This window comes from Mesorhizobium sp. 131-3-5 (assembly GCF_016756575.1).
Lineage (GTDB): Bacteria > Pseudomonadota > Alphaproteobacteria > Rhizobiales > Rhizobiaceae > Mesorhizobium > Mesorhizobium jarvisii.
The window spans coordinates 2,525,511-2,544,468 of the sequence record NZ_AP023254.1; the positions used below are offsets into that span (position 1 = coordinate 2,525,511).

The 18,958-nt window shown below is 64.2% G+C and carries 18 protein-coding genes; 9 read left to right on the forward strand and 9 right to left on the reverse strand.

The features are described from left to right. The first annotated feature begins 33 nt into the window (after positions 1–33). From JG747_RS12260 to JG747_RS12275, 4 genes are all read left to right on the forward strand, one after another. Positions 34–1,014: a quinone oxidoreductase family protein gene (locus tag JG747_RS12260; RefSeq protein WP_202361855.1), complete on the forward strand. Its 981-nt coding sequence runs from the start codon at positions 34–36 to the stop codon at positions 1,012–1,014. 244 nt (positions 1,015–1,258) lie between these two features. After that, on the forward strand, positions 1,259–1,807 hold the full coding sequence (locus tag JG747_RS12265; RefSeq protein WP_027047284.1) for a winged helix-turn-helix transcriptional regulator: 549 nt from the start codon (positions 1,259–1,261) through the stop codon (positions 1,805–1,807). After that, positions 1,804–2,907, forward strand: a complete 1,104-nt coding sequence (locus JG747_RS12270; protein ID WP_019860571.1) for an HlyD family secretion protein — start codon at positions 1,804–1,806, stop codon at positions 2,905–2,907. The genes JG747_RS12265 and JG747_RS12270 overlap by 4 nt, the downstream gene beginning before the upstream one ends. Positions 2,908–2,914: 7 nt before the next feature. Beyond that, on the forward strand, positions 2,915–4,471 hold the full coding sequence (locus JG747_RS12275) for a DHA2 family efflux MFS transporter permease subunit (RefSeq protein WP_202361856.1): 1,557 nt from the start codon (positions 2,915–2,917) through the stop codon (positions 4,469–4,471). Between the two features lie 43 nt (positions 4,472–4,514). Here JG747_RS12275 and JG747_RS12280 read toward each other — a convergent pair whose 3' ends face one another. The 4 genes from JG747_RS12280 to JG747_RS12295 form a co-directional block, all read right to left on the reverse strand. Beyond that, the gene (locus tag JG747_RS12280) at positions 4,515–5,756 is read right to left on the reverse strand and encodes an RNA polymerase sigma factor (protein WP_019860568.1); all 1,242 of its coding nucleotides are present in this window, start codon (positions 5,754–5,756) and stop codon (positions 4,515–4,517) included. Beyond that, positions 5,753–6,157: a YciI family protein gene (locus JG747_RS12285; protein WP_019860567.1), complete on the reverse strand. Its 405-nt coding sequence runs from the start codon at positions 6,155–6,157 to the stop codon at positions 5,753–5,755. The genes JG747_RS12280 and JG747_RS12285 overlap by 4 nt, the downstream gene beginning before the upstream one ends. Positions 6,158–6,307: 150 nt before the next feature. Continuing rightward, a complete protein-coding gene (locus tag JG747_RS12290) occupies positions 6,308–6,673 on the reverse strand; it encodes a DUF1048 domain-containing protein (RefSeq protein WP_019860565.1) in 366 nt (121 codons plus the stop codon). A 2-nt stretch (positions 6,674–6,675) separates the two neighbouring features. Beyond that, on the reverse strand, positions 6,676–7,005 hold the full coding sequence (locus JG747_RS12295; protein WP_019860564.1) for a PadR family transcriptional regulator: 330 nt from the start codon (positions 7,003–7,005) through the stop codon (positions 6,676–6,678). Positions 7,006–7,239: 234 nt separating this feature from the next. Here JG747_RS12295 and JG747_RS12300 point away from each other — a divergent pair, with 234 nt between their 5' ends. From JG747_RS12300 to JG747_RS12315, 4 genes are all read left to right on the forward strand, one after another. Next, entirely contained in the window at positions 7,240–8,187 is a 948-nt protein-coding gene (locus tag JG747_RS12300) for a DMT family transporter (protein ID WP_202361857.1), read from the forward strand. A 332-nt stretch (positions 8,188–8,519) separates the two neighbouring features. Further along, positions 8,520–10,007 (forward strand): family 16 glycosylhydrolase, encoded by a 1,488-nt coding sequence (locus JG747_RS12305; protein ID WP_202362270.1) that lies wholly within the window; start codon positions 8,520–8,522, stop codon positions 10,005–10,007. Between the two features lie 35 nt (positions 10,008–10,042). Further along, positions 10,043–11,788 (forward strand): type I secretion system permease/ATPase, encoded by a 1,746-nt coding sequence (locus tag JG747_RS12310; RefSeq protein WP_019860561.1) that lies wholly within the window; start codon positions 10,043–10,045, stop codon positions 11,786–11,788. Between the two features lie 3 nt (positions 11,789–11,791). Then, positions 11,792–13,111: an HlyD family type I secretion periplasmic adaptor subunit gene (locus JG747_RS12315; protein ID WP_064981635.1), complete on the forward strand. Its 1,320-nt coding sequence runs from the start codon at positions 11,792–11,794 to the stop codon at positions 13,109–13,111. Positions 13,112–13,182: 71 nt separating this feature from the next. Here the strand turns inward: JG747_RS12315 and JG747_RS12320 are convergent, their stop codons facing one another. Together JG747_RS12320 and JG747_RS12325 are read right to left on the reverse strand one after the other, a co-directional pair. After that, positions 13,183–14,493, reverse strand: a complete 1,311-nt coding sequence (locus tag JG747_RS12320) for a hemolysin family protein (RefSeq protein WP_202361858.1) — start codon at positions 14,491–14,493, stop codon at positions 13,183–13,185. A gap of 158 nt (positions 14,494–14,651) precedes the next feature. Further along, positions 14,652–15,359: an LssY C-terminal domain-containing protein gene (locus JG747_RS12325; protein WP_202361859.1), complete on the reverse strand. Its 708-nt coding sequence runs from the start codon at positions 15,357–15,359 to the stop codon at positions 14,652–14,654. Positions 15,360–15,469: 110 nt separating this feature from the next. Here JG747_RS12325 and JG747_RS12330 point away from each other — a divergent pair, with 110 nt between their 5' ends. Beyond that, positions 15,470–16,189 (forward strand): gamma-glutamylcyclotransferase, encoded by a 720-nt coding sequence (locus tag JG747_RS12330; protein ID WP_020629006.1) that lies wholly within the window; start codon positions 15,470–15,472, stop codon positions 16,187–16,189. A gap of 7 nt (positions 16,190–16,196) precedes the next feature. Here JG747_RS12330 and JG747_RS12335 read toward each other — a convergent pair whose 3' ends face one another. The 3 genes from JG747_RS12335 to JG747_RS12345 form a co-directional block, all read right to left on the reverse strand. Next, positions 16,197–17,003, reverse strand: coding sequence for an extensin-like domain-containing protein (locus JG747_RS12335; RefSeq protein WP_019860555.1), 807 nt, complete (start codon positions 17,001–17,003; stop codon positions 16,197–16,199). A 193-nt stretch (positions 17,004–17,196) separates the two neighbouring features. Further along, entirely contained in the window at positions 17,197–18,252 is a 1,056-nt protein-coding gene (locus JG747_RS12340; protein ID WP_202362271.1) for an extensin family protein, read from the reverse strand. Between the two features lie 199 nt (positions 18,253–18,451). Continuing rightward, positions 18,452–18,877, reverse strand: a complete 426-nt coding sequence (locus tag JG747_RS12345) for a DUF3775 domain-containing protein (protein WP_019860553.1) — start codon at positions 18,875–18,877, stop codon at positions 18,452–18,454. Between the last annotated feature and the right edge of the window lie 81 nt (positions 18,878–18,958).

Below are 18,958 nucleotides of genomic sequence, written 5' to 3' on the forward strand. Positions count from 1 at the left end.
CCACCGCCGATGCCAGTGCGATCGGAGTTTGCCATGAAAGCCGTTCAATTCAGCCGCTTCGGCGGCCCCGAGGTGCTCGAGATCGTCGAGCTGCCGGCGCCGGTCCCGCAGGCCGGCGAGGTGCTGGTCCGCGTTCACGCCGCCGGCATCAACTTCTTCGAGGTGCTGATGCGCGCGGACCGCTACGCGGTGACGCCGCAACTGCCGATGTTTCCCGGCGTGGAAGTGGCTGGTATCGTCGAGGCCGTCGGCGAAGGCGTGGATGCTGCGCTTCTGGGGAGACGTGTCGCGGCGCCGCTGTTTGCCTCGCAGCGCCCTTATGGCGGCTATGCCGAGCAGCTCACGATATCAGCCGATCTGACCGTGCCGCTGCCGGATGACGTCTCTTTCGAGGAAGCGACAGCGCTGATGGTGCAGGGGCTGACGGCACTGCATTTGCCGCGCCAGAGCCCGCCTGAGGGCAGGACGGTGCTGGTGCCTGCCGCTGCCGGTGGCGTCGGATCGCTGCTTGTCCAGCTTGCTAGGGCAAAGGGCGCGGCCAAGGTGATCGCGGCCGCCGGCGGCGCGGGCAAGATCGAGCTTGCTCTGTCGCTCGGCGCCGATGCCGCCGTCGATTACATCGGATCGGACTGGCCCGCGCGCGTCCGCGCGCTGACAGGCGGGGAGGGTGCAGACATCATCTACGACACGGTTGGCGGCGCGCTGACGGCTTTGTCACTGCAGGCTTTGGCGCCCGGCGGCGAACTGGTGTTCGCTGCACTCGGCCGCTATGGGCTCGAACCTTCCGATCTGGAAGCCATGATCGGCCGTAACCAGTCGCTGAGGGGTTTCGCGCTGCTGCCGCTGCTGTCGCCGCAGGTGTTGCGGGCGAGCCTGTCGGAACTGTTCCAGCTGGCGGCGAGCGACCGGTTGCGGGTCGCGATCGGTGGCCGGTTCCCGCTCGGCCATGCCGGCGAGGCGCACCGGCTGCTGGATGAGCGACGCTCGACCGGCAAGGTCGTGCTGGTGCCCTGACGGTATTATTCCCTGGAGAGGCCATCGAGCAGCCAAGCGGGAGAGGACTTTATCAACTCACCCCGACGGCACGTCGCGCTGCGTTCTCCAGCGCCGCAGCCATGATTTGGCGGCGGCGCCACTACCCCTTGGGCCTATCTCATTTCCCCGATCTGCACTCGTTCCCCCGATCACGCCCGAGTGACTTGCATAATGCAACTAACTTGGCTATGTGTCACTTTCATTTTGAAAGAGACTTCCGGCCATGGTTGCAAAAACAAGCTTCGAAACTCGCCCGTGCCCCATAGCGCGTAGTCTCGACGATGTGGGCGAATGGTGGAGCATCCTGTTGCTCAGGGACGCGTTCCAGGGGCTGACGCGCTTCGACCAATTTCAGAAGAGCCTGGAGATCGCGCCCAACATTCTCACGCGCCGGCTGAACAGCCTGGTCGAGCGCGGCCTGTTCGAAAAGCGCGCCTACTGCGAGCGGCCGCTGCGCCATGAATATGTGCTAACCGCCAAGGCGCGCGATTTCCGACCGGTGCTGCTTTCGCTGCTCGCCTGGGGCAACAAGCATCTGGCGCCCGAAGGCCCGAGCCTTGTGGTGGTGGACAGGGCGGACGGGCGCTGGGCCGAGCCCGTGCTGGTCGACCGCCAGACCGGTCGAGAACTCGACGGCGAGGGCTTCACCATGGCGACAGCCCCCCGGGCCACCGACCGCATGCGGCAGCGCTATCGCTTCAGCACGGAGGGTTCGGGCCTGCCGCTCATCGACAATGTCGATCAAAGCCGTGAAGAGGCGCGGGGCAAATGAACAAGGTTCTCTCCGCCGCCGAGCTGCAGCCGGCGCAGCCATCCGCCGTCCAGATCCCCGCGCCCGCCAAAAGCCGCCGCAAGCCGTTCGTCATGCTCGGCGCCGCGATCGCCATCGGCGTCGCCGGCTGGTATGGCTTTCAGTGGTGGCAGGCCGGCCGGTTCCTGATGTCGACCGACGATGCCTATGTGGGCGGCAATGTCACGCCGCTGGCGCCACGTGTTGCCGGGCATATCGATCAGATCCTGGTCGAGGACAACCAGCATGTCGACGCCGGCCAACTCATCATCCGCATCGACGACCGGCCGTTCAAGGCGGCGGTGGAGCGTGCGCGGGCTTCCGTCCAGCAGCAGCAATCGGCGCTCGACAATCTTCGCGCCCAGATCTCGCTGCAGAATTCGCTGATCGAGCAGGCGCAGGCCGATCTCGAAGCCAAGAGTGCCGCCGCGACGTTCACCGCACAGGACGCCAAGCGCTATGAGGTGCTGGCCAGCACCAGGGCCGGCTCGCAGCAGGACGCCCAGAGAAGCCTTGCCGCCGATGGTCAGGCCAAGGCTTCCGTTTCCGCCTCGCGTGCCGGGCTTGCCGCCGCCAGGCAACAGCTCGACGTGCTCAACACGCAGATATCGGAAGCGACCGCCGCCGTTCTGGCCGCAAAGGCGGATCTCGACACGGCTGAACTCGATCTCGGCTTCACGCAGATCCGCGCTCCCATCGACGGTATCATCGGTAACAGGCTGGCGCAGGTCGGCACCTATGTCTCGCCGGGCAGCTATCTGCTGACGATCGTCCCGCAGAGCGGGTTGTGGGTCGATGCCAATTTCAAGGAAGATCAGTTGCGGCGCATGGCGGATGGACAGGCGGCGACGGTCTATACCGACATCGCGCCCGACCAGCCGCTCAAGGGCCATGTCAGCAGCCTGGGGCCGGCGACGGGCGCGATCTTCAGCGTGATCCCGGCGCAGAACGCGACCGGCAATTTCACCAAGATCGTCCAGCGTGTTCCCGTCCGCATCACCATCGACCCGGACCAGGCGCACAAGGTCGCGCTGCGGCCGGGCCTCTCCACCGTCGTGACGGTCGATACCGGCGCGCACTGAGGGCATCATGTCGGAGCGCCCGCAATCCTTCTTCGCCAGCATCCTGCCGTTCATGGTGATGTGCGTGGGGATGTTCATCGCGCTGCTCGACATCCAGATCGTCGCGTCGTCGCTGCAGGACATTGGCGGCGGCCTGTCGGCGGCGCAGGACCAGATCGGCTGGGTGCAGACCTCCTATCTGGTGGCGGAGATCATCGTCATCCCGCTGTCGGGCTGGTTGACACGGGTGTTCTCGACACGCTGGCTGTTCACCATCTCGGCGGCCGGCTTCACGCTGGCAAGCATGCTGTGCGGCTTCGCCTGGAGCATCGAAAGCATGATCGTGTTCCGCGCGCTGCAGGGGCTGCTCGGCGCGTCGATGATCCCAACCGTGTTCACCTCGTCGTTTCACTATTTCCAGGGGCCGAGGCGGGTCTATGCGGCCGCGGTGGTCGGCAGCATCGCCTCGATCGCGCCGACGCTCGGGCCCGTCATCGGCGGCTGGATCACCGATACGCTCAACTGGCACTGGCTGTTCTATGTCAACGTCATTCCGGGCACCATCATCACCATCCTGGTTGCGGCTCTGGTCAAGATCGACAAGGCCGATCCGTCGCTGCTGAAGGGCGCGGACTATATCGGCATCGTGCTGATGGCGGTCAGCCTGGGCACGGCGGAATACGTCCTGGAGGAGGGCTCGCGCTGGAACTGGTTCGACGACGCGACCATCCGCAATGGCGCTATCGTCGCCGGCATCACCATGGTTCTGTTCGTCATCCGCAGCCTGACCTATTCGCAGCCGGTGGTCGATTTCCGCGCCTTCGGCAACCGCAATTTCGCCATCGGCTGTTTCCTGTCTTTCGTCACCGGCATCGGCATCTTCGCCACGATCTATCTGACACCGCTGTTCCTTGGCTATGTCAGGGGCTACGACGCCTTGCAGACCGGGCTCGCCGTGTTCTCCACCGGCGTCGCCTCGATGATCGGCGTTCCCGTCTACATCTTTCTCGCCAAGCGCTTCGATACGCGCTGGCTGATGATGTTCGGTCTGGCCTCCTTCGGCGCGTCGATGTGGAGTTTCAGTGCCATCACCAGCCAGTGGGGCGCGGCCGAACTGCTGATCCCGCAACTGTTCCGTGGCTTCCCGCAGGTCTTCGCGGTGGCGCCGATCGTCAATCTCGGCCTCGGCAGCCTGCCGCCCGAGCGGCTGAAATACGCCAGCGGCCTGTTCAACACGATGCGCAATCTCGGCGGCGCGGTCGGCATCGCCATTTGCGGCGCGATCCTGAACGACCGCACCAACTTCCATTTCCTGACGATCGCCTCGCATCTGACGCCGCAGAACGAGGCCGCGATGCGGCTCGTCGACAACGTCGCGCTGCGCTATGGCCAACTACCCGGCGCTGTCGCCGATGGCCATACCGCCTCGCTGAAGCAGCTGTGGGCTCTCGCCTATCGCGAGGCTTCGACCATGGCCTATGCCGATGCATTCCTGGTGATCATGGCCGCCTTCGTCATCGCGACCGCGCTGGTGCCGTTCCTGCGTAACGTCACGCCGAAGGCACCGCCGCCAGACGCCCATTGAGGTGGACCACCGCACCGGCTTGCGGTGGATGCAGGCCTATGAGCTAGTCGCCCGCGCGGGCGAGCAGCAGCGCGCGCTCCCTGTCATTGCCGGTCAATTCTGCAGCCTGGCGGAACGCGGCACGGGCTTCCGCCTGATGTCCGAGTTTCTCCAGAAGATCGCCGCGCACCGTGGGCAGAAGATGCGAGTCCTTCAGGCGCGGCTCGTCCTTCAGCGCCTCGACGATGGCGAGGCCCTGCGCAGGCCCGAACGCCATGCCAACGGCCACCGCCCGGTTGATTTCGACGATGGGCGAGGGGGCCGCCAAGGCAAGGGCCTGATAATAGGCTGATATTGCAATCCAGTCGGTGTCGGCTGGTGTCGCGGCGCGGGCATGGCAGGCGGCGATCATCGCCTGCAAGAGATAAGGGCCTGGTGTCGATGTCAGGGTCATGGCGCGGTTCAGGCCGTCGAGGCCGCGCCGGATAAGCGACCAGTTCCAGCGCGTGCGGTCCTGGTCGAGCAGCAGGATCGGCTCACCCGCCCGGCCGGTGCGGGCAGGGAAACGCGAGGCGTTGAGTTCCATCAGCGACACCACCCCCTGCACCTCGGGCTCATCAGGCATCAGCGCCGCCAGGGAACGACCAAGGCGCAGCGCCTCGCCACAGAGATCGGCACGCAGCCAGTCCGGTCCAGCGGTCGCCACGTAGCCTTCGTTGAAGATGAGATAGACCACCTCCAGGACCGCGGCGAGGCGTTCGCGCCGCTCTTGCCCGCGCGGCGTCTCGAACGCGATGGCGGCATCGCGAAGTGCCCGCTTGGCGCGCACGATGCGCTGGGCGGCGGTGGCTTCGGGCACCAGGAAGGCGCGGGCGATCTCAAGCGTCGACAGCCCGCCCAACAGGCGCAGGGCGAGGGCTGCGCGCTGCTCGGCCGGCAAGACGGGATGGCAAGCGGTGAAGATCAGCCGCAAAAGGTCATCGTCGATATCCTCGTCGAGCGCCGACTCGATGTCGGGCATCTCGCGCTCCAGCTCGGCGAGGTCGATAGCGAGTTCGCGGTGCTTGCCGTCGATCATGGTGGTGCGGCGCAGCCGGTCGAGCGCCCGGTTCCTGGCGACCTCAGTCAGCCAGGCCGCCGGGTTGCGCGGGATGCCGTCCCGGGGCCAGCGCTCCAGCGCCAGCAGGAAGGCATCGCCGGCGACCTCCTCGGCCAGCCCGATATCCCTGAGATAGCGGGCAAGCCTGGCGGTGAGCTTCGGCTGCTCGATGCGCCAAACCGCTTCGATGGCACTATTGGCCGTCAACCCTTCAGCTCGCTGAAGCCTTCCACCACCTTCTGGACGTCCTCGGGGAAATCGCTCATCTCAAAGACGCGTCGAACCTCGATCACCTCATTTTCCCCTGCGGGGCAGCGGCGGGCCCATTCGATGGCTTCCTCACGTGAGCGCACGTCGATGACCCAATAGCCCCCCAGCACTTCCTTGACCTCAGCGAACGGCCCGTCGGTGACGACGGGCTTGCCGCCCTTGAAGCTGACCCGCGCGCCCGATGACGGCGGATGCAGCCCATCGAGCGCCAGCAACACGCCGGCCTTCTTGAGCTCCTCATTGTATTTCATCATCCCCTCCACCCCCTTGGCGTCGGGCCTGACGTCGGGCGCCGCCGCTGCGTAGCCGCCGGGGATCATCAGCATCATGAACCGCATGGTCTCTCTCCTTGGTTGGGTTGGTTCGATGATACGACGAACGAGGGGCGGCGGAATCGACAGGGGTGCGAAGAAAAGTTCGAATCCCTGATCGTCGGCCGAAGACGCTCCGGGGCTTCGGCTCCCCGGCCTCTCGTTGGCGGATGTCCGTCACGGCGCATTGTCGGCGATGCGGTCAATGGCGTCGATCAGCCGTTTCCGCTCCTTGTTTATCCACTGGCCCTCCGCGTAGTTCTGGAGAAACGTTTCGACAAACTCGACGGGGTTGTCGCCGACGATCGCGCGGATCGGGGTTCCGTGCGCCGCGCTCTGCTCGAAGAGGTCGGCGAGATCCTCCAGCATCGACACCATGGTGTCCCCGTCCGTGATCGCCCCGAAATACATGAGGTACCGGTCCAGCGCCTCGATCGCCGCGCGATAGTTCGCCGGAAGCTTTTCCGTGCGCGCCTTGTACTGCCGGTAGCGCTTCTTCTGCTCGATCGACCCTGTGATCTTCTCGATCCATCCTGTGACCATGTCTATTTCCTTTCCGTGTTGAGCTGTTCGAGCCGTTCCGCGAGGAAGGTCCACGTCCTCCAGAACTCTTCGAGGTAGTCCCGTCCCCGGGCGTTGATCGAGTACACCTTGCGGGGCGGGCCCTTCTCGGACGGGATCTTCTCCACGTCGACGAGGCCCTTTTGCTCGATCCTGACGAGCAGGGCGTAGACGGTGCCTTCGGCGATGTCCGAGAAGCCCTGATTTCGCAACAGCGCCGTGATCTCGTAGCCATAGGCGCGCCGCGCGGACAGGATCGCGAGAATGATCCCCTCCAGCGTGCCCTTGAGCATCTCCGTCATCTGCTTGCCCATGGAATACCTCTTCATGCTACTCAGTGTTGATGAGTACTGGTACTTAGCATCGCTTATTAGTGATCGTCAAGCCCTGCAACGACAATGACAAAGCAGGATGTCGGCATGTTCACTTGCGGCTCGACCGGTCGGAGCCGGCGGCAGGACCGGACAAGTTGAAAGGGCTGCCTTGGGTGACCGGTTGGACCGCCATATGGTCGGGGCTGCCATCTGGCCCCGTCCTTTTGCCCTGATATGTCAGCTGCATCCGTCATCGAGAAAGCCCGCGTGAAATCATCCAGCCTGGCCGGCGCCGTTTCCCCCACGATCCCGGTGCTCGTCTGCGCCTTCGGCATCTTCCTTCTGTCCGGCATGGATGCGGCGATGAAGGTGCTGGTCATCGCGGTCGGCGTTTACAACACGGTGCTGTGGCGCAGCATGCTGGCGACATTGGTCGCCGGCACTGGCTGGCTGGCGGGGCCGCGCTCGCTTCCCGCCGCCTCGGTGCTGAGGCTGCATGCGCTGCGCGCGGTGGTTGTCGGTATTGTCCTGCTGTCATTCTTCTGGGGGCTTGCAAGGCTGCCGCTGGCGGAGGCGGTCGGGCTCAGTTTCGTGGCGCCGCTGTTCGCGCTCCTGCTGGCCGCGCTGCTTCTGGGCGAAAGGATACAGCGCAAGGCGATCTGGGCGTCGCTCGCCGGCATTGCGGGCGTCGCAATCATCGTGGCGGGCCAGTTCGGGCAGAAGACCTATGCCGGCGATGCGCTGCTCGGCACCGCTGCGGTGCTGGTCTCGACGGTGTTCTATGCCTACAATCTGATCCTCGCGCGGCGACAGGCGATGCTGGCCAAGCCAATCGAGATCATACTGTTCCAGAACCTTTGTGTCGCGGTCATGCTTGGTCTTGCCGCGCCCTGGCTCGCTATTGCGCTGCCCGGCAATCTTTGGCTTCCGCTTGCCGGGGTGACGGCTCTGTCGCTCGCCGGCCAATTCCTGATGAGCTGGGCCTATGCGCGGGCCGAAGCGCAATATCTGATCCCGACCGAATATTCGGCCTTCATCTGGGCGATCGCGCTCGGTTGGTTCTTCTTTGACGAGGCGGTGACCTGGACCACGCTGGCGGGAGCCGGCCTCATCGTGGCCAGCTGCCTGATCGCCGCGCGCTCCAATCCCAGACTTGCCGAGCCGATCGAAGTCGCGGTTTGAGGGGAAGTGCCATCCCGGCGTGTCGTCGCATTGTTGCCAAAGCGGAAATCGCACGACCCTGTCAAAAGCAGGGAGCGCTTTTGCAAGTAGATCCGCGCCTATTGTAAAATTTTATTAAATATTTCGCCGGTCGAATTACGGCCTGTAGACCATTCGTCGGGTTGTTGTGCTTCCAGTCCCGGAAAACGTCACTCAACGGTCGATGTCATGGTGAACTATGTGGCAAGTTCCTGGAACGGTATCGTGCATGGCAATTTTGGTCCGGATGCGGTCGCCTGGAACTCGTATCGAGCGATCCGAGCAGGCCAGGCATCACGAGGAGGATTTATCCGATGAGCTTCTTCGTCAATGCCCTAGGCGTTCCTCTTCCCTATAGCGGCGCTTCCAACCATTGGTACTCTGCGGCAGGGTCCGGGCCGGACCTGTATGGCAGCTCCGGAAACGACTCATTCTACGGAGCATCCGGTGTCAACGTCACCATGCACGGAGGCACAGGCGATGACATCTATTACCTCTATGCGGCGGGCAACAAGGTGGCGGAAGCCGTTGGGGCAGGCATCGACACGATCAGCACATGGATGAGCTATAAGCTCCCCGACAACGTCGAGAATCTCGTCGTCACAAACGCCAACAACTATGCTTTCGGAAATGGGTTGGACAACATCATCACCGCCAAGGCCGGGCACCAGACTCTGGACGGCGGCGCGGGAAACGATGTGCTGATCGATGGTGGCGGCGGTTACGACACTTTCATCGTCTCGAAAGGCAACGGAAGCGACCTGATAGCGAATTTTGCCGCCACCGATACGGTCCGCCTTAATGGCTATGGGTTCACGTCGTTCGACGCCATCCACTCAAGCATGATCCAGGCGGGATCGAACGTGCTGTTGAACCTCGGGTCCGGCGAGATCCTCGCGTTCAAGGACACGACCATCGACAAGCTGCAGCCCAGCCAGTTCGAATTGCCGATCGACAAATCCGGGATGCAGCTCTCCTTCAGCGACGATTTCAACACGCTGAACCTTCACAATAGCCAGGGCGGCACGTGGGATTCCAACTTCTGGTGGGGAGCGCCGAATGGCAGCACCTTGAGCAGCAACAACGAGCTGCAATGGTATATCGACGCCAACTACGCACCGACGAGTTCCGTCCATCCGTTCAGCGTGAACAACGGCGTGCTCACCATCACCGCGGCGCAGGCGCCGGCGGACATCAAGCCGCTGATCAACAATTACGAATACACCTCCGGCATCCTGACGACCCACGATTCCTTCTCGCAGACCTATGGCTATTTCGAAATACGGGCTGATCTGCCGGAGCACGCCGGCGCCTGGCCGGCCTTCTGGCTGCTTCCGGAAGACGGTTCATGGCCGCCGGAACTCGATGTCGTGGAGACGATCGGCCAGGCCCCGAACTCATTGATCATGACGGCGCACTCGAATGAAACGGGGACGCACACCAAGGTCACGTCGATAGTGAGTGTCTCGAACCCCGACGGCTTCCACACCTATGGCCTGCTCTGGACGCCGGACAAGCTCGTCTGGACCTATGACGGCGTGCAGGTCGCGGAAACGGCGACGCCGTCCGACATGAACAAGCCCATGTACATGCTGGTCGATCTTGCGGTCGGCGGCTTGGCCGGCACCCCTCCGGATCATCTGGCCACGCCGGCCGAGATGAAGATCGACTATGTCCGCGCCTATACGCTGGACAATGCGCCGGCAAACGCCCTGAACATCACCAGCACCGCCCAGCACAGCACTGCAACGCACAGCAACAGCTTGGCGCACGGCGGCTCCGAGTTCGGGGGCCACGCGTAAGGTCTCGGGAACATGCAGTGTCGGGGAATGTGGAAATGACTGGACCGGCTGGCCTGCGTCCGGTCTTCATGCGCGCCATCGCCGATGTCGGCGTCTTCTCGCTGTTGATCAACGTCCTGCTGTTGGTGATTCCGCTCTACCTGCTGCAGGTCTATGACCGCGTGCTACCGTCCTCCAGCGTCGAGACGCTTGTCTATCTTTCGGCCATTGCGGTTCTCACGCTCGCTTTCCTCGGGCTTCTGGACGCGATCCGCGCCGTTTACACGCAACGCGTTGCGGCGACCCTCGACCAGAAACTGGGCGCCAGCACATTCGCCGTTTCGCTTGGCGCGAAATATGCCGGCGGCCTGTCGCCGCTGCGCGACCTCGCCTCGGTCTGCGCCTTCATCAGGTCGCGCGGCGTGGCGGTGTTGTTCGACCTGCCTTTCGCCCCTGTCTTCCTCGCCTTGCTCTATCTCATCCATCCGGTGCTGTTCTGGGTGACGGTCGCCGGCGCGGCGCTTCTGCTTTTGCTGGTCGTGGCCAACCAGCTTGCCATCGGCAGGAACGACGCCTTGTCCGCGGAGCGTTCGGCCTTGGCCAGCCAGGCGGAACAGGCATTTGCCCGCAATGCGGAGACGCTGCGCGCCATGGGCATGGTGGAGAACGCCGCGCGGGTCTGGGGACGGCACGTGGCGGCAGCGCTCACCTTGCATGACCGTTCCTCGAGTGCCAATGCGATCTTCAGCGGCGCCTCGCGGGCGCTGCGCATGATGCTGCAACTGGCGATCCTGGGCGCCGGCGCATGGCTGGTGCTCAAGGGGCAGATGACGGCAGGCATGATCTTCGCCTCCTCGCTGGTGTCGTCGCGCGCGCTGCAGCCGCTCGACCAGTTGATCGGCGCCTGGCGGCAGATCGCCGACGCCCGGCGGGCGTGGAAACGGCTTGAGACGGCGTTTGCGGCGCGTCCGGCTGAAGCGCGCAAACTGCTCCTGCCCGATCCGGCAGGCGCGATTTCCGTGCAGGACGTCTTCTTCATGGCGCCGAATGCGCAGCCCGGCACCGAACCCATCCTCAAGCGGCTGAACTTCCAAATCGGCGCCGGCGAAGCGTTGGCCATCGTCGGCCCGAGCGGCGCCGGCAAATCGACGCTGGCGCGGTTGCTTGTCGGTGCTGCCCGGCCGACCGGCGGTGCCGTCAGGATCGACGGCGCCGACCTCAGGACCTGGGACGAAAACCAGCTCGGAAAGCATGTCGGCTACCTCGCGCAGGTAGTCGAGCTCTTTCCAGGATCGATCGCGCAAAACGTCGCCCGCTTCGACCCCGATGCGGATGACGCCGCGATCATCGAGGCAGCAGGGCGGGCTGAGGCGCATGAGCTGATCCTGGCGCAGCGGGACGGCTACCAGACATTGATAGGCCCGTCGGACAGAACGCTGTCGGGCGGTGAACGCCAGAGGATCGGGCTGGCGCGCGCCTTCTACGGCAATCCCAGAATTCTCGTCCTGGACGAGCCCAGCACTCATCTCGACGGCACCGGCGAGGCGGCGCTCGAGGCGGTACTCGCCGCCGCGAAGGCGGCCGGCGTCACGATGGTCGTGATCACGCATCGCCCTTCGATTGCCGCGTCCTGCGACCGCGTGATGCTTCTGCGCGGCGGCACGATCGAAGCCTTCGGCCCAAGCAGCGAGGTGCTGCGGCATTCGGTCGTTGGCAAGGGCCTTCCCACGCAGCCGAATACGGTGGTGACAGGGTCATTCGCCACGACGATCCGCACGCATAACATCCGTTTTGGGTCGTAGATGATGGTGGTGCAGAGCCTCGCCTGGGAGGGCAGCCCGCGTACCAACATAAGACGCGTGGCATTCGCCGGATACGCGGCAACGGCGCTGTTGGTGGGTTGCTTTGGCTATTGGGCCGTCAGCGCACCCTTATCCGGAGCGGTGATGACGCAAGGCACGATCTCGGCGACCGGCGGCAACATACTGATCCAGCATCCCGACGGCGGCATCATCGAGGCGTTGCTGGTCCATGACGGCGATCGCGTGCAACAGGCCCAGGATCTGATCGTGCTGGATCCGACAGCCGCGCAGGCCGAGCTCAACCGGCTGACGAGACAGTCGATCGCGCTCAGGGCGGCTGCGGCGCGGCTGGAGGCGGAACGCGACGGGTTGGACAGGCTCGCGCCGATCACCAAACCGGCGCCGGCATCGCTCCAGGCCGATTTCGAAGCCCTGATCCGAGAACAGCAAAAGGAATTCGACGCCAGACTCGCCCGCTTCCGATCGGAACAATCGATCCTCGCCCAACGACTGGCGATGCATCGGCAGTCCGTGGTGGGATTGCAGTCCCAGAAAGAGGCCGTTCGGCAACAAGCCGAAATCGTTAAGAAGGAACTCGGCATCAAGACAAGCCTGCTGGACAAGGGCCTCACCAATCGTACCGAATACTCGCAGCTTTTGCGCAGCGAGGCCGATCTCGTCGGGCAGGCCGGGGCGCTGGAAGCCAATCTGGCGGCGGTCAACACCCAGATCGTCGAAGCCCAGGAGCAGATCGAGCGCCTGACCACGCAACGCGTGGAGGAGGCGCTGACGAAGCTGGACGAGGTTCGTTCCAACCTGGCCGACATCGAGGAACAGATCAGGGCGGCCGAGGCGGTGCTGCGGCGGACGACGATCAAGGCACCGGCCGCGGGCATCGTGGTGTCCTCGACCTACAATGCCAAGGGCAGCGTGATTGCCCGCGGTGAGAAGATCATGGAGATCCTGCCTACGGCACCGGGTCTGATTGTCGATGCAAGGCTGCGGCCGAAAGACGTCGATCAGGTCCGTGTCGGCCAGCCGGCGAAACTGCGATTGTCCGCCTTGAACATGCGGCTCACCCCCGAGGTTTCAGCCACCGTGGCGCAAATTTCCGCGGACCGGCTCGTCGACGAGGCGACGCACGAGCCCTATTTCCGCGTCAAACTCAGGATTGCCGCCGACCTGCCGCCCGGCGTGAAGCCCGAGCAGCTTTATCCCGGAACGCCGGTCGAGGCGTTCATTAGCACTGGCGACCGGACTTTCTTCGAGTATCTGGCGCGGCCGATGCTCGATTCCTTCGCTCGCGCGTTCACGGAGCGGTAGTTGCAGCCGGCCGCGCAATCCGCCGGCCAACCGTCAATGACCGCCATGGTGCAAAGCCGACATTCAGACAATCACCGCACCGCCTCGCGGTGGGTGCCGGGCAGGCGGGTGGCGATCAGCTTGTCGATGCGGCGGCCGTCGAGGTCGACCACCTCGAAGCGCCAGCCTTGCGCGTCGACGCATTCGCCTGTCGCCGGCAGGCGGTGCATATGCGACAGCACATAGCCGGCAACGGTCTCGTAGTCGCGGTTTTCGGGCAGGTCGAAGCCCAGAATCTCGGCCATCTCGTCGGCCTGCATATAGCCGGCGAGCAGCCATGAGCCGTCCTCGCGCTTGACGGCGTTTTCCTCGTCACCGGCATCGAGGTCGGCGCGGAACACGCCGGTGATGGCTTCGAGAATATCGGCCGGCGTGACGATGCCTTCGAAATGGCCGTATTCGTCATGCACCAGCGCCATCGGCACGTCGGATTCCTTGAGTTTGTGCAGCACGTCGAGCGCGTCGGCCTGGTCGTAGACGATGGGCGCGGCGCGCACATGCTTGCGCGGGTCGAGCGTGCGGCCGGCAAGGATCGCGGCCAGCACGTCGCGCGTCTGGACGACGCCGACCATCACATCGACGCCGCCGTCACCCGCCGGCAGGCGCGAATGCTGGGTTTCCATGAGGAGCTTGCGGATCGTCGTGTCGTCGGACTGCAGGTTGATCCAGTCGACCTCGGTGCGCGGCGTCATCACCGCGCGCACGGCGCGGTCGCCAAGCCGCATGACCCCGGCGATCATGCGCCGCTCGTCGGATTCGATGGTGCCGTGATGCTCGGCCTCGGCGACCAGCATCTTGATTTCCTCGTCGGTGACCTTCTCCTCGCTTTCGCCGCGCTGGCCGAGCAGCCACAATATGGCGCGGCCGGAAATGTCGAGCAGGAACACCAGGGGCGCCGAGACGGTGGCGAGGATGGTCATGGCTGGGGCAGCGCGGGCGGCGACGCGCTCGGGATCGCGTAGCGCGATCTGCTTGGGCACCAGTTCGCCGACGATCAGCGAGAAATAGGTGATGATGGCAACGACGATGCCGACGCCGAGCGGATCGGCGACACTTTCGCGCATGCCGGTCGTGGCCAGGAACACGGACAGCCGGTCGCCCAGCGTGGCGCCGGAAAAGGCGCCGGAAAGCACGCCGACCAGCGTGATGCCGATCTGCACCGAGGACAGGAACTTGCCGGGATTGGAGCCAAGATCCAGCGCCCGGCCGGCGCCGTTGACACCACGGTCGATCATCGCCTTGAGCCGTGCCGGGCGCGATGAAACGATGGCGAGTTCGGACATTGCCAGAAGGCCGTTCACACAAATGAGGACGACCACGATAGCGATTTCGACGTATAGCATGAGGGCTCAATAGCATTGCGACGGGTCGCTCGAAAATAGTCCGGCAGCATTTTTAGAAAATGACAGTTCGGGCTGATGAAGCGGTACGGTTACGCGGCGTCGCACGGACCATGCATTGTTAGACCGCTTCCGACCACGGCCCTCTCTTAAGGTACATTTCACTGCGGCTGCTTCAGCACGCCGATGATTGCCTTGCCGTCGGTGAAATAGGGGTCGCCGCCGCCGTTGCGGCCGGTCCTGGTGGCGCCGATCCCGGCCATGTCGCTGGTCGATGCCAGCTGGCCGGCAGCCTTGAGGTCGCCGATCAGGAAGTCGCGTTCGGCGTCGATATCGGGACCGATATGATGGGTGATGGCGCCAGTGTCGTGGCTGAGGCCGACGCCGCGATCGAAGCTGGCGGCACCCAGCCAGAGCGGGCGGCCATCGTCGCCGACCGTATCGGTCTGCCAGAAACGGACGTGATGGCGCCGGTCGGCGCTGTCGCCCACCGGCTTTTCGAAAGCGAGATCCTGGGCGCGTCCCTCGAACAGCAGGCGGCTCATCGGCGCATCGGGATAGGGGCGGGAAAACAACACACTTTCGCCGATGTCGATCGCCGTTCTCAAGGTGACGGCGTCAGCAGTGTCCCAACCGGCAATGGCGAAGGCATGGACCACCTCCCTCTCGGTGCCGACAAGGCCGACATTGATCGGGTCGCCAGGAATGCCTTGCGGCGTGTGCGTCAGCATTTCGAAGCGCTGGTCGCGAAAGCCGCGCTCCCGGAATGTCCAGAATTCCGGCGCCGCGACATAGGCAAGCGCCAGATAAGCGGCCAGCAAGGACGCCAGCCAGATTGTCGCGCGTCGCCGAAGGCTTCGTTGGCTCATGAAGAAGGCTCGATCCGTACGGTATCTGTTGCCTGACAGCCTTTGGAAATCAATGGCCAGGAATGCGCAGCCGGTCTATTGTCAGCCATCGTTTTTGCGCGGGGGCAGGAATGAAGGGGAAACCGACAAGCCGCGGACCGATGGCGTTGACCGCCGACCTTGTCGCGAGGGTCGAGCGCATCGAACCGGATCCCGGCCCCGAGCCTGGAACAGCCGAGCATACCGACGCGGAGTTCGACGGCCTTGTCGAGCAACTCCTGTCGCAATACCGGCCTGAAGCGCTGTGGGTGTTTGCCTACGGCTCGCTGATCTGGAATCCTGAATTCGTTCCTGTCGAGCAGCGCCCGGCCACGGCGCCAGGGTGGCACCGCTCATTCTGTCTGAAACTGACCCGCTGGCGTGGGACCCGCGAGTTGCCTGCCTTGATGCTGGCTCTCGACCGTGGTGGCAGTTGCAACGGCATTGTTTACCGGCTGCCGGTGGAAGATCATTTCGGGCAACTCGGCCAGTTGATGCGCCGCGAGATCGATGCCAACCCGCCAACCAACGTGCCGCGCTGGATCAAGGTCCGGACGAGGGACGGTCCGCTGCGCGCCCTGGCCTTCGTCGCCGCGCCAGATGGCAGGGCCTATGCGGGACGGCTGCCGCCGGAGCAGGTTGCGGATACGCTGGCGCGGGCCGCCGGACATTGGGGCTCGTCGGCGCAATATCTGTTCAGGACCGTCGCCAAGCTGGAGGAAAGCGGTATCCACGACCGGAATCTCTGGCGCGTCCAGGATCTGGTGGCACGGCACATCATCGCTACCACCGCTGGCGCCGGGCCTGACTGATCATCTGCTAGCGACAGGCGCGGTAACCGTTCCTGCGGTTCTTGATGTCGAAGTGGAAATGGTTGCGGTGGTCGTAATTGTAGCCGGGCCCGAGCACGGTGGTGAAATACTGGCAGCCGTCGGCGCGCACATTGTTGAGGAAACCGCGCGTGCGGAAGGCGAACAGGCCGGGCTTGCGCACGTCGATGTCGTCGCCATTGTTGAGCTCGATGCTCATCACGTCGAGCGCGTTGCCCTTGCCGTGCTCGGACAAAACACCTTCGCCGGCGATGTTGCGGCAGGAATAGCTCGAGCCCTGGTGGATGGTCTTGACGCCGGAGAAGTAGCGCCAGCGGGCGGAGGGAACGAGTTCGTTCTTCGTCCAGGCGGCGAAGGTGGCGGCCATGTCGCAGGTCAGCGTCGCGGCGGGCTTCATCTCGACACTGCCGATGGCCGTGACTTTTACGGGATAGTCGATGCCGCACTGGCCTTCACGGATCGGCGCGAGGTCGGTATAGGCGACATCGAGGCGCTTCAACTGCTGGCGGCAGTCGACTTCGCTGGCCGGTATCTGCTCGACCGGCGACATCGGCTCATCCATGCGCGGGTAGGCGGCCTGCGTCATGTAGGGATTGGACGGAACAAGCCGCTGCATGCCGGTATATTGCGGCACGGCCGCGGTTTGCGCGCCGACATCGACCGCCGGCTGCAGCGACAGCACGCTGCCGGTGTTGCAGGCCGAAACCGCCGCGAGGGTAAGGCCGGCGGCCAGCAGCGTCGCGGGTTTCGATCGGCGCGCGGTGGCGAAAAACACGGCGCGAAATTTGCCGGCCATTGGCGGAATCCTGTCCCCGAACCTGATCCCGATCAGGTTCTACCTTTTGCCTGACCATGATCTTTTCCGAAAACCGGTTTCCACTTTTCAGGATCATGGTCGGATATCCGGCATTTTAACGATCAAGGGTAAAGGAAAACTCAGCGAGCGCGTTCACGTCTGCGGCGGAAATGCGGCGGCGATCCTTGAGGACCTACTGGCAGAACGTGCCGCCATGCCTGCGCGGTTCGAGATCGAGGTGGAAGTGCAAGGCGTGGTCGGCGTCGGCGCCCGGTCCGAGCACGGTCTTGAATGGACCGCAGGCGGCCTTGCGCACCGCGTTGAGGAATTTGGCGTCCTTTTCAGGCGGTGTTGGGCCGACCTCGACCTTTCTGCCATCGGACAAGGTGAAGCTGGCGATGTCGAGCGCATTGCCGAAGGCGTGCTCGGACAGTTTCCTGGTGCCGTGGCGCGGACGGCACACGAAGGCCGATGCCTGGCCGATCGATTTGAGGTCGGCGCCGAGTTCGGTTTTCGCCGCCGGCTGGATGACGTCGGCGGCAAATCGCGCCGCCGCTTCGGCCATCGGGCAGTTGAGCTCGGTGCCGGGTGCGATGGCGATCGACTTGCCAAGGCGCTTCAGCACCAGGGGGTAGGGGATGGAGCAGCCGATTTCGGGATTGCTTTCCGCACTGTGCTCCTCGAATTCGACGCCGAGCGCCTTCAGCCGATCGCGGCAGGCGACTTCCTCGGGGGGCATCTTTTCTCCGGGCCGGTCGGCCGAGCGCGGATCGGGAAGCATTTTCTCATCGCCGGCATCCGCCGGTTTTGGCGGCGGCTGCGGGGCTACGGCAGGAGGCCCAACCTCTGGTTCCGTAGTTTCGGGCCTTTGTGTCGGGATCGGCACCTCGGCTGGCGGCTCCGGCTCGCTTTCCGTTTCGGTTGACGGCTCTCGGGACGAAGGTTCGGGGGCTGACGGCTCGGTATGTGCCTGCTTTGCCTGACGAGACTTTTCCTCATTGAGCTGTTTTGAGGCGTCCGGGGCCTTTGGAACTTCCGTCTTTTGCCCCTGCGCCGGTGCGGCGTCGGCCTTTGGCGCGTCCGTGGGACGCGGCTCGGGCACTGGCACCTGGGCGGGCGAGGCCTGCTGCTCCTGCGTTTCCTGCGGCGTCTGCTTTGGCGCGATCTGCTGCTTGCCGCGTGATCTGCCGCGGTGCTTGCTTTTCGGCCTCAATGGCTGGTCCAGACGCTGCGTCGACGACTGATCCATCCGAGGGGACAGCGGCTGGTAATGCCTGTGACGATGTCTGGCGTCGGCCGGCGTCGCCAGCAGAACCGCGGCCGCCAGAGGCAGCGCCAAGATGCAAAGTCGGGAAAAGCTCAGCGTTGCCATCGCTCCGAAACGGCGCCAGCATGCTGAAGTTGCCTGGACGGACGCTTTCCGTCGATCACAATCGGTTACCGCGGCGTTACGCGCCGATCGCTTCGAGGCCTTCCTCCAGCCAGTCGGCGAGCAGCGGCATGCCAAGCAGGTACTTGGCCGTGCGCTTGTTGGCGCGTTCGCGCGCCGCCGTCACGGCATCCACCCATTCCGAGGCGTCGTAGTCGCCGCGGCCGACCCAGGCGAGCGCGACCAGTTCGGCGGCTTCATCGACATTGAGGTCGTTGATCAGCTCGCGCAGTTCCTCTTCGGTCAGGTTTTCCGAGCTTTCCTCGGCAAGGCCGTCATGGTGATGATTGTCGTGCGTATCGCCGTCGAACTCGATCTCGTGTTCGGCGCCGTCGGCATAGTCCTCGTTGACGGCGGCACTCAGCGCCTTGGCCTTGAGGATGAACAGGCGCACGGTGTCGGGGCCGATCGAGAGTTCCCAGTCCTTTTCAAGCCGCCGCTGCACGGGCCGTCTCCGTCAGTCGTTTGCCCGGATGATAGCGGATTTCAGGCATCCGTCACCTGATGTTCTCCACGTGAATTTTTC

Bases quoted from the DNA above. Each gene is read 5' to 3' on its own strand.
- JG747_RS12260 (WP_202361855.1), top strand. From the start codon at position 34: ATGAAAGCCGTTCAATTCAGCCGCTTCGGCGGCCCCGAGGTGCTCGAG.
- JG747_RS12265 (WP_027047284.1), top strand. From the start codon at position 1,259: ATGGTTGCAAAAACAAGCTTCGAAACTCGCCCGTGCCCCATAGCGCGT.
- JG747_RS12270 (WP_019860571.1), top strand. From the start codon at position 1,804: ATGAACAAGGTTCTCTCCGCCGCCGAGCTGCAGCCGGCGCAGCCATCC.
- JG747_RS12275 (WP_202361856.1), top strand. From the start codon at position 2,915: ATGTCGGAGCGCCCGCAATCCTTCTTCGCCAGCATCCTGCCGTTCATG.
- JG747_RS12285 (WP_019860567.1), bottom strand. From the start codon at position 6,157: ATGCGGTTCATGATGCTGATGATCCCCGGCGGCTACGCAGCGGCGGCG.
- JG747_RS12290 (WP_019860565.1), bottom strand. From the start codon at position 6,673: ATGGTCACAGGATGGATCGAGAAGATCACAGGGTCGATCGAGCAGAAG.
- JG747_RS12295 (WP_019860564.1), bottom strand. From the start codon at position 7,005: ATGGGCAAGCAGATGACGGAGATGCTCAAGGGCACGCTGGAGGGGATC.
- JG747_RS12300 (WP_202361857.1), top strand. From the start codon at position 7,240: ATGTCAGCTGCATCCGTCATCGAGAAAGCCCGCGTGAAATCATCCAGC.
- JG747_RS12305 (WP_202362270.1), top strand. From the start codon at position 8,520: ATGAGCTTCTTCGTCAATGCCCTAGGCGTTCCTCTTCCCTATAGCGGC.
- JG747_RS12310 (WP_019860561.1), top strand. From the start codon at position 10,043: ATGACTGGACCGGCTGGCCTGCGTCCGGTCTTCATGCGCGCCATCGCC.
- JG747_RS12315 (WP_064981635.1), top strand. From the start codon at position 11,792: ATGGTGGTGCAGAGCCTCGCCTGGGAGGGCAGCCCGCGTACCAACATA.
- JG747_RS12320 (WP_202361858.1), bottom strand. From the start codon at position 14,493: ATGCTATACGTCGAAATCGCTATCGTGGTCGTCCTCATTTGTGTGAAC.
- JG747_RS12325 (WP_202361859.1), bottom strand. From the start codon at position 15,359: ATGAGCCAACGAAGCCTTCGGCGACGCGCGACAATCTGGCTGGCGTCC.
- JG747_RS12330 (WP_020629006.1), top strand. From the start codon at position 15,470: ATGAAGGGGAAACCGACAAGCCGCGGACCGATGGCGTTGACCGCCGAC.
- JG747_RS12335 (WP_019860555.1), bottom strand. From the start codon at position 17,003: ATGGCCGGCAAATTTCGCGCCGTGTTTTTCGCCACCGCGCGCCGATCG.
- JG747_RS12340 (WP_202362271.1), bottom strand. From the start codon at position 18,252: ATGGATCAGTCGTCGACGCAGCGTCTGGACCAGCCATTGAGGCCGAAA.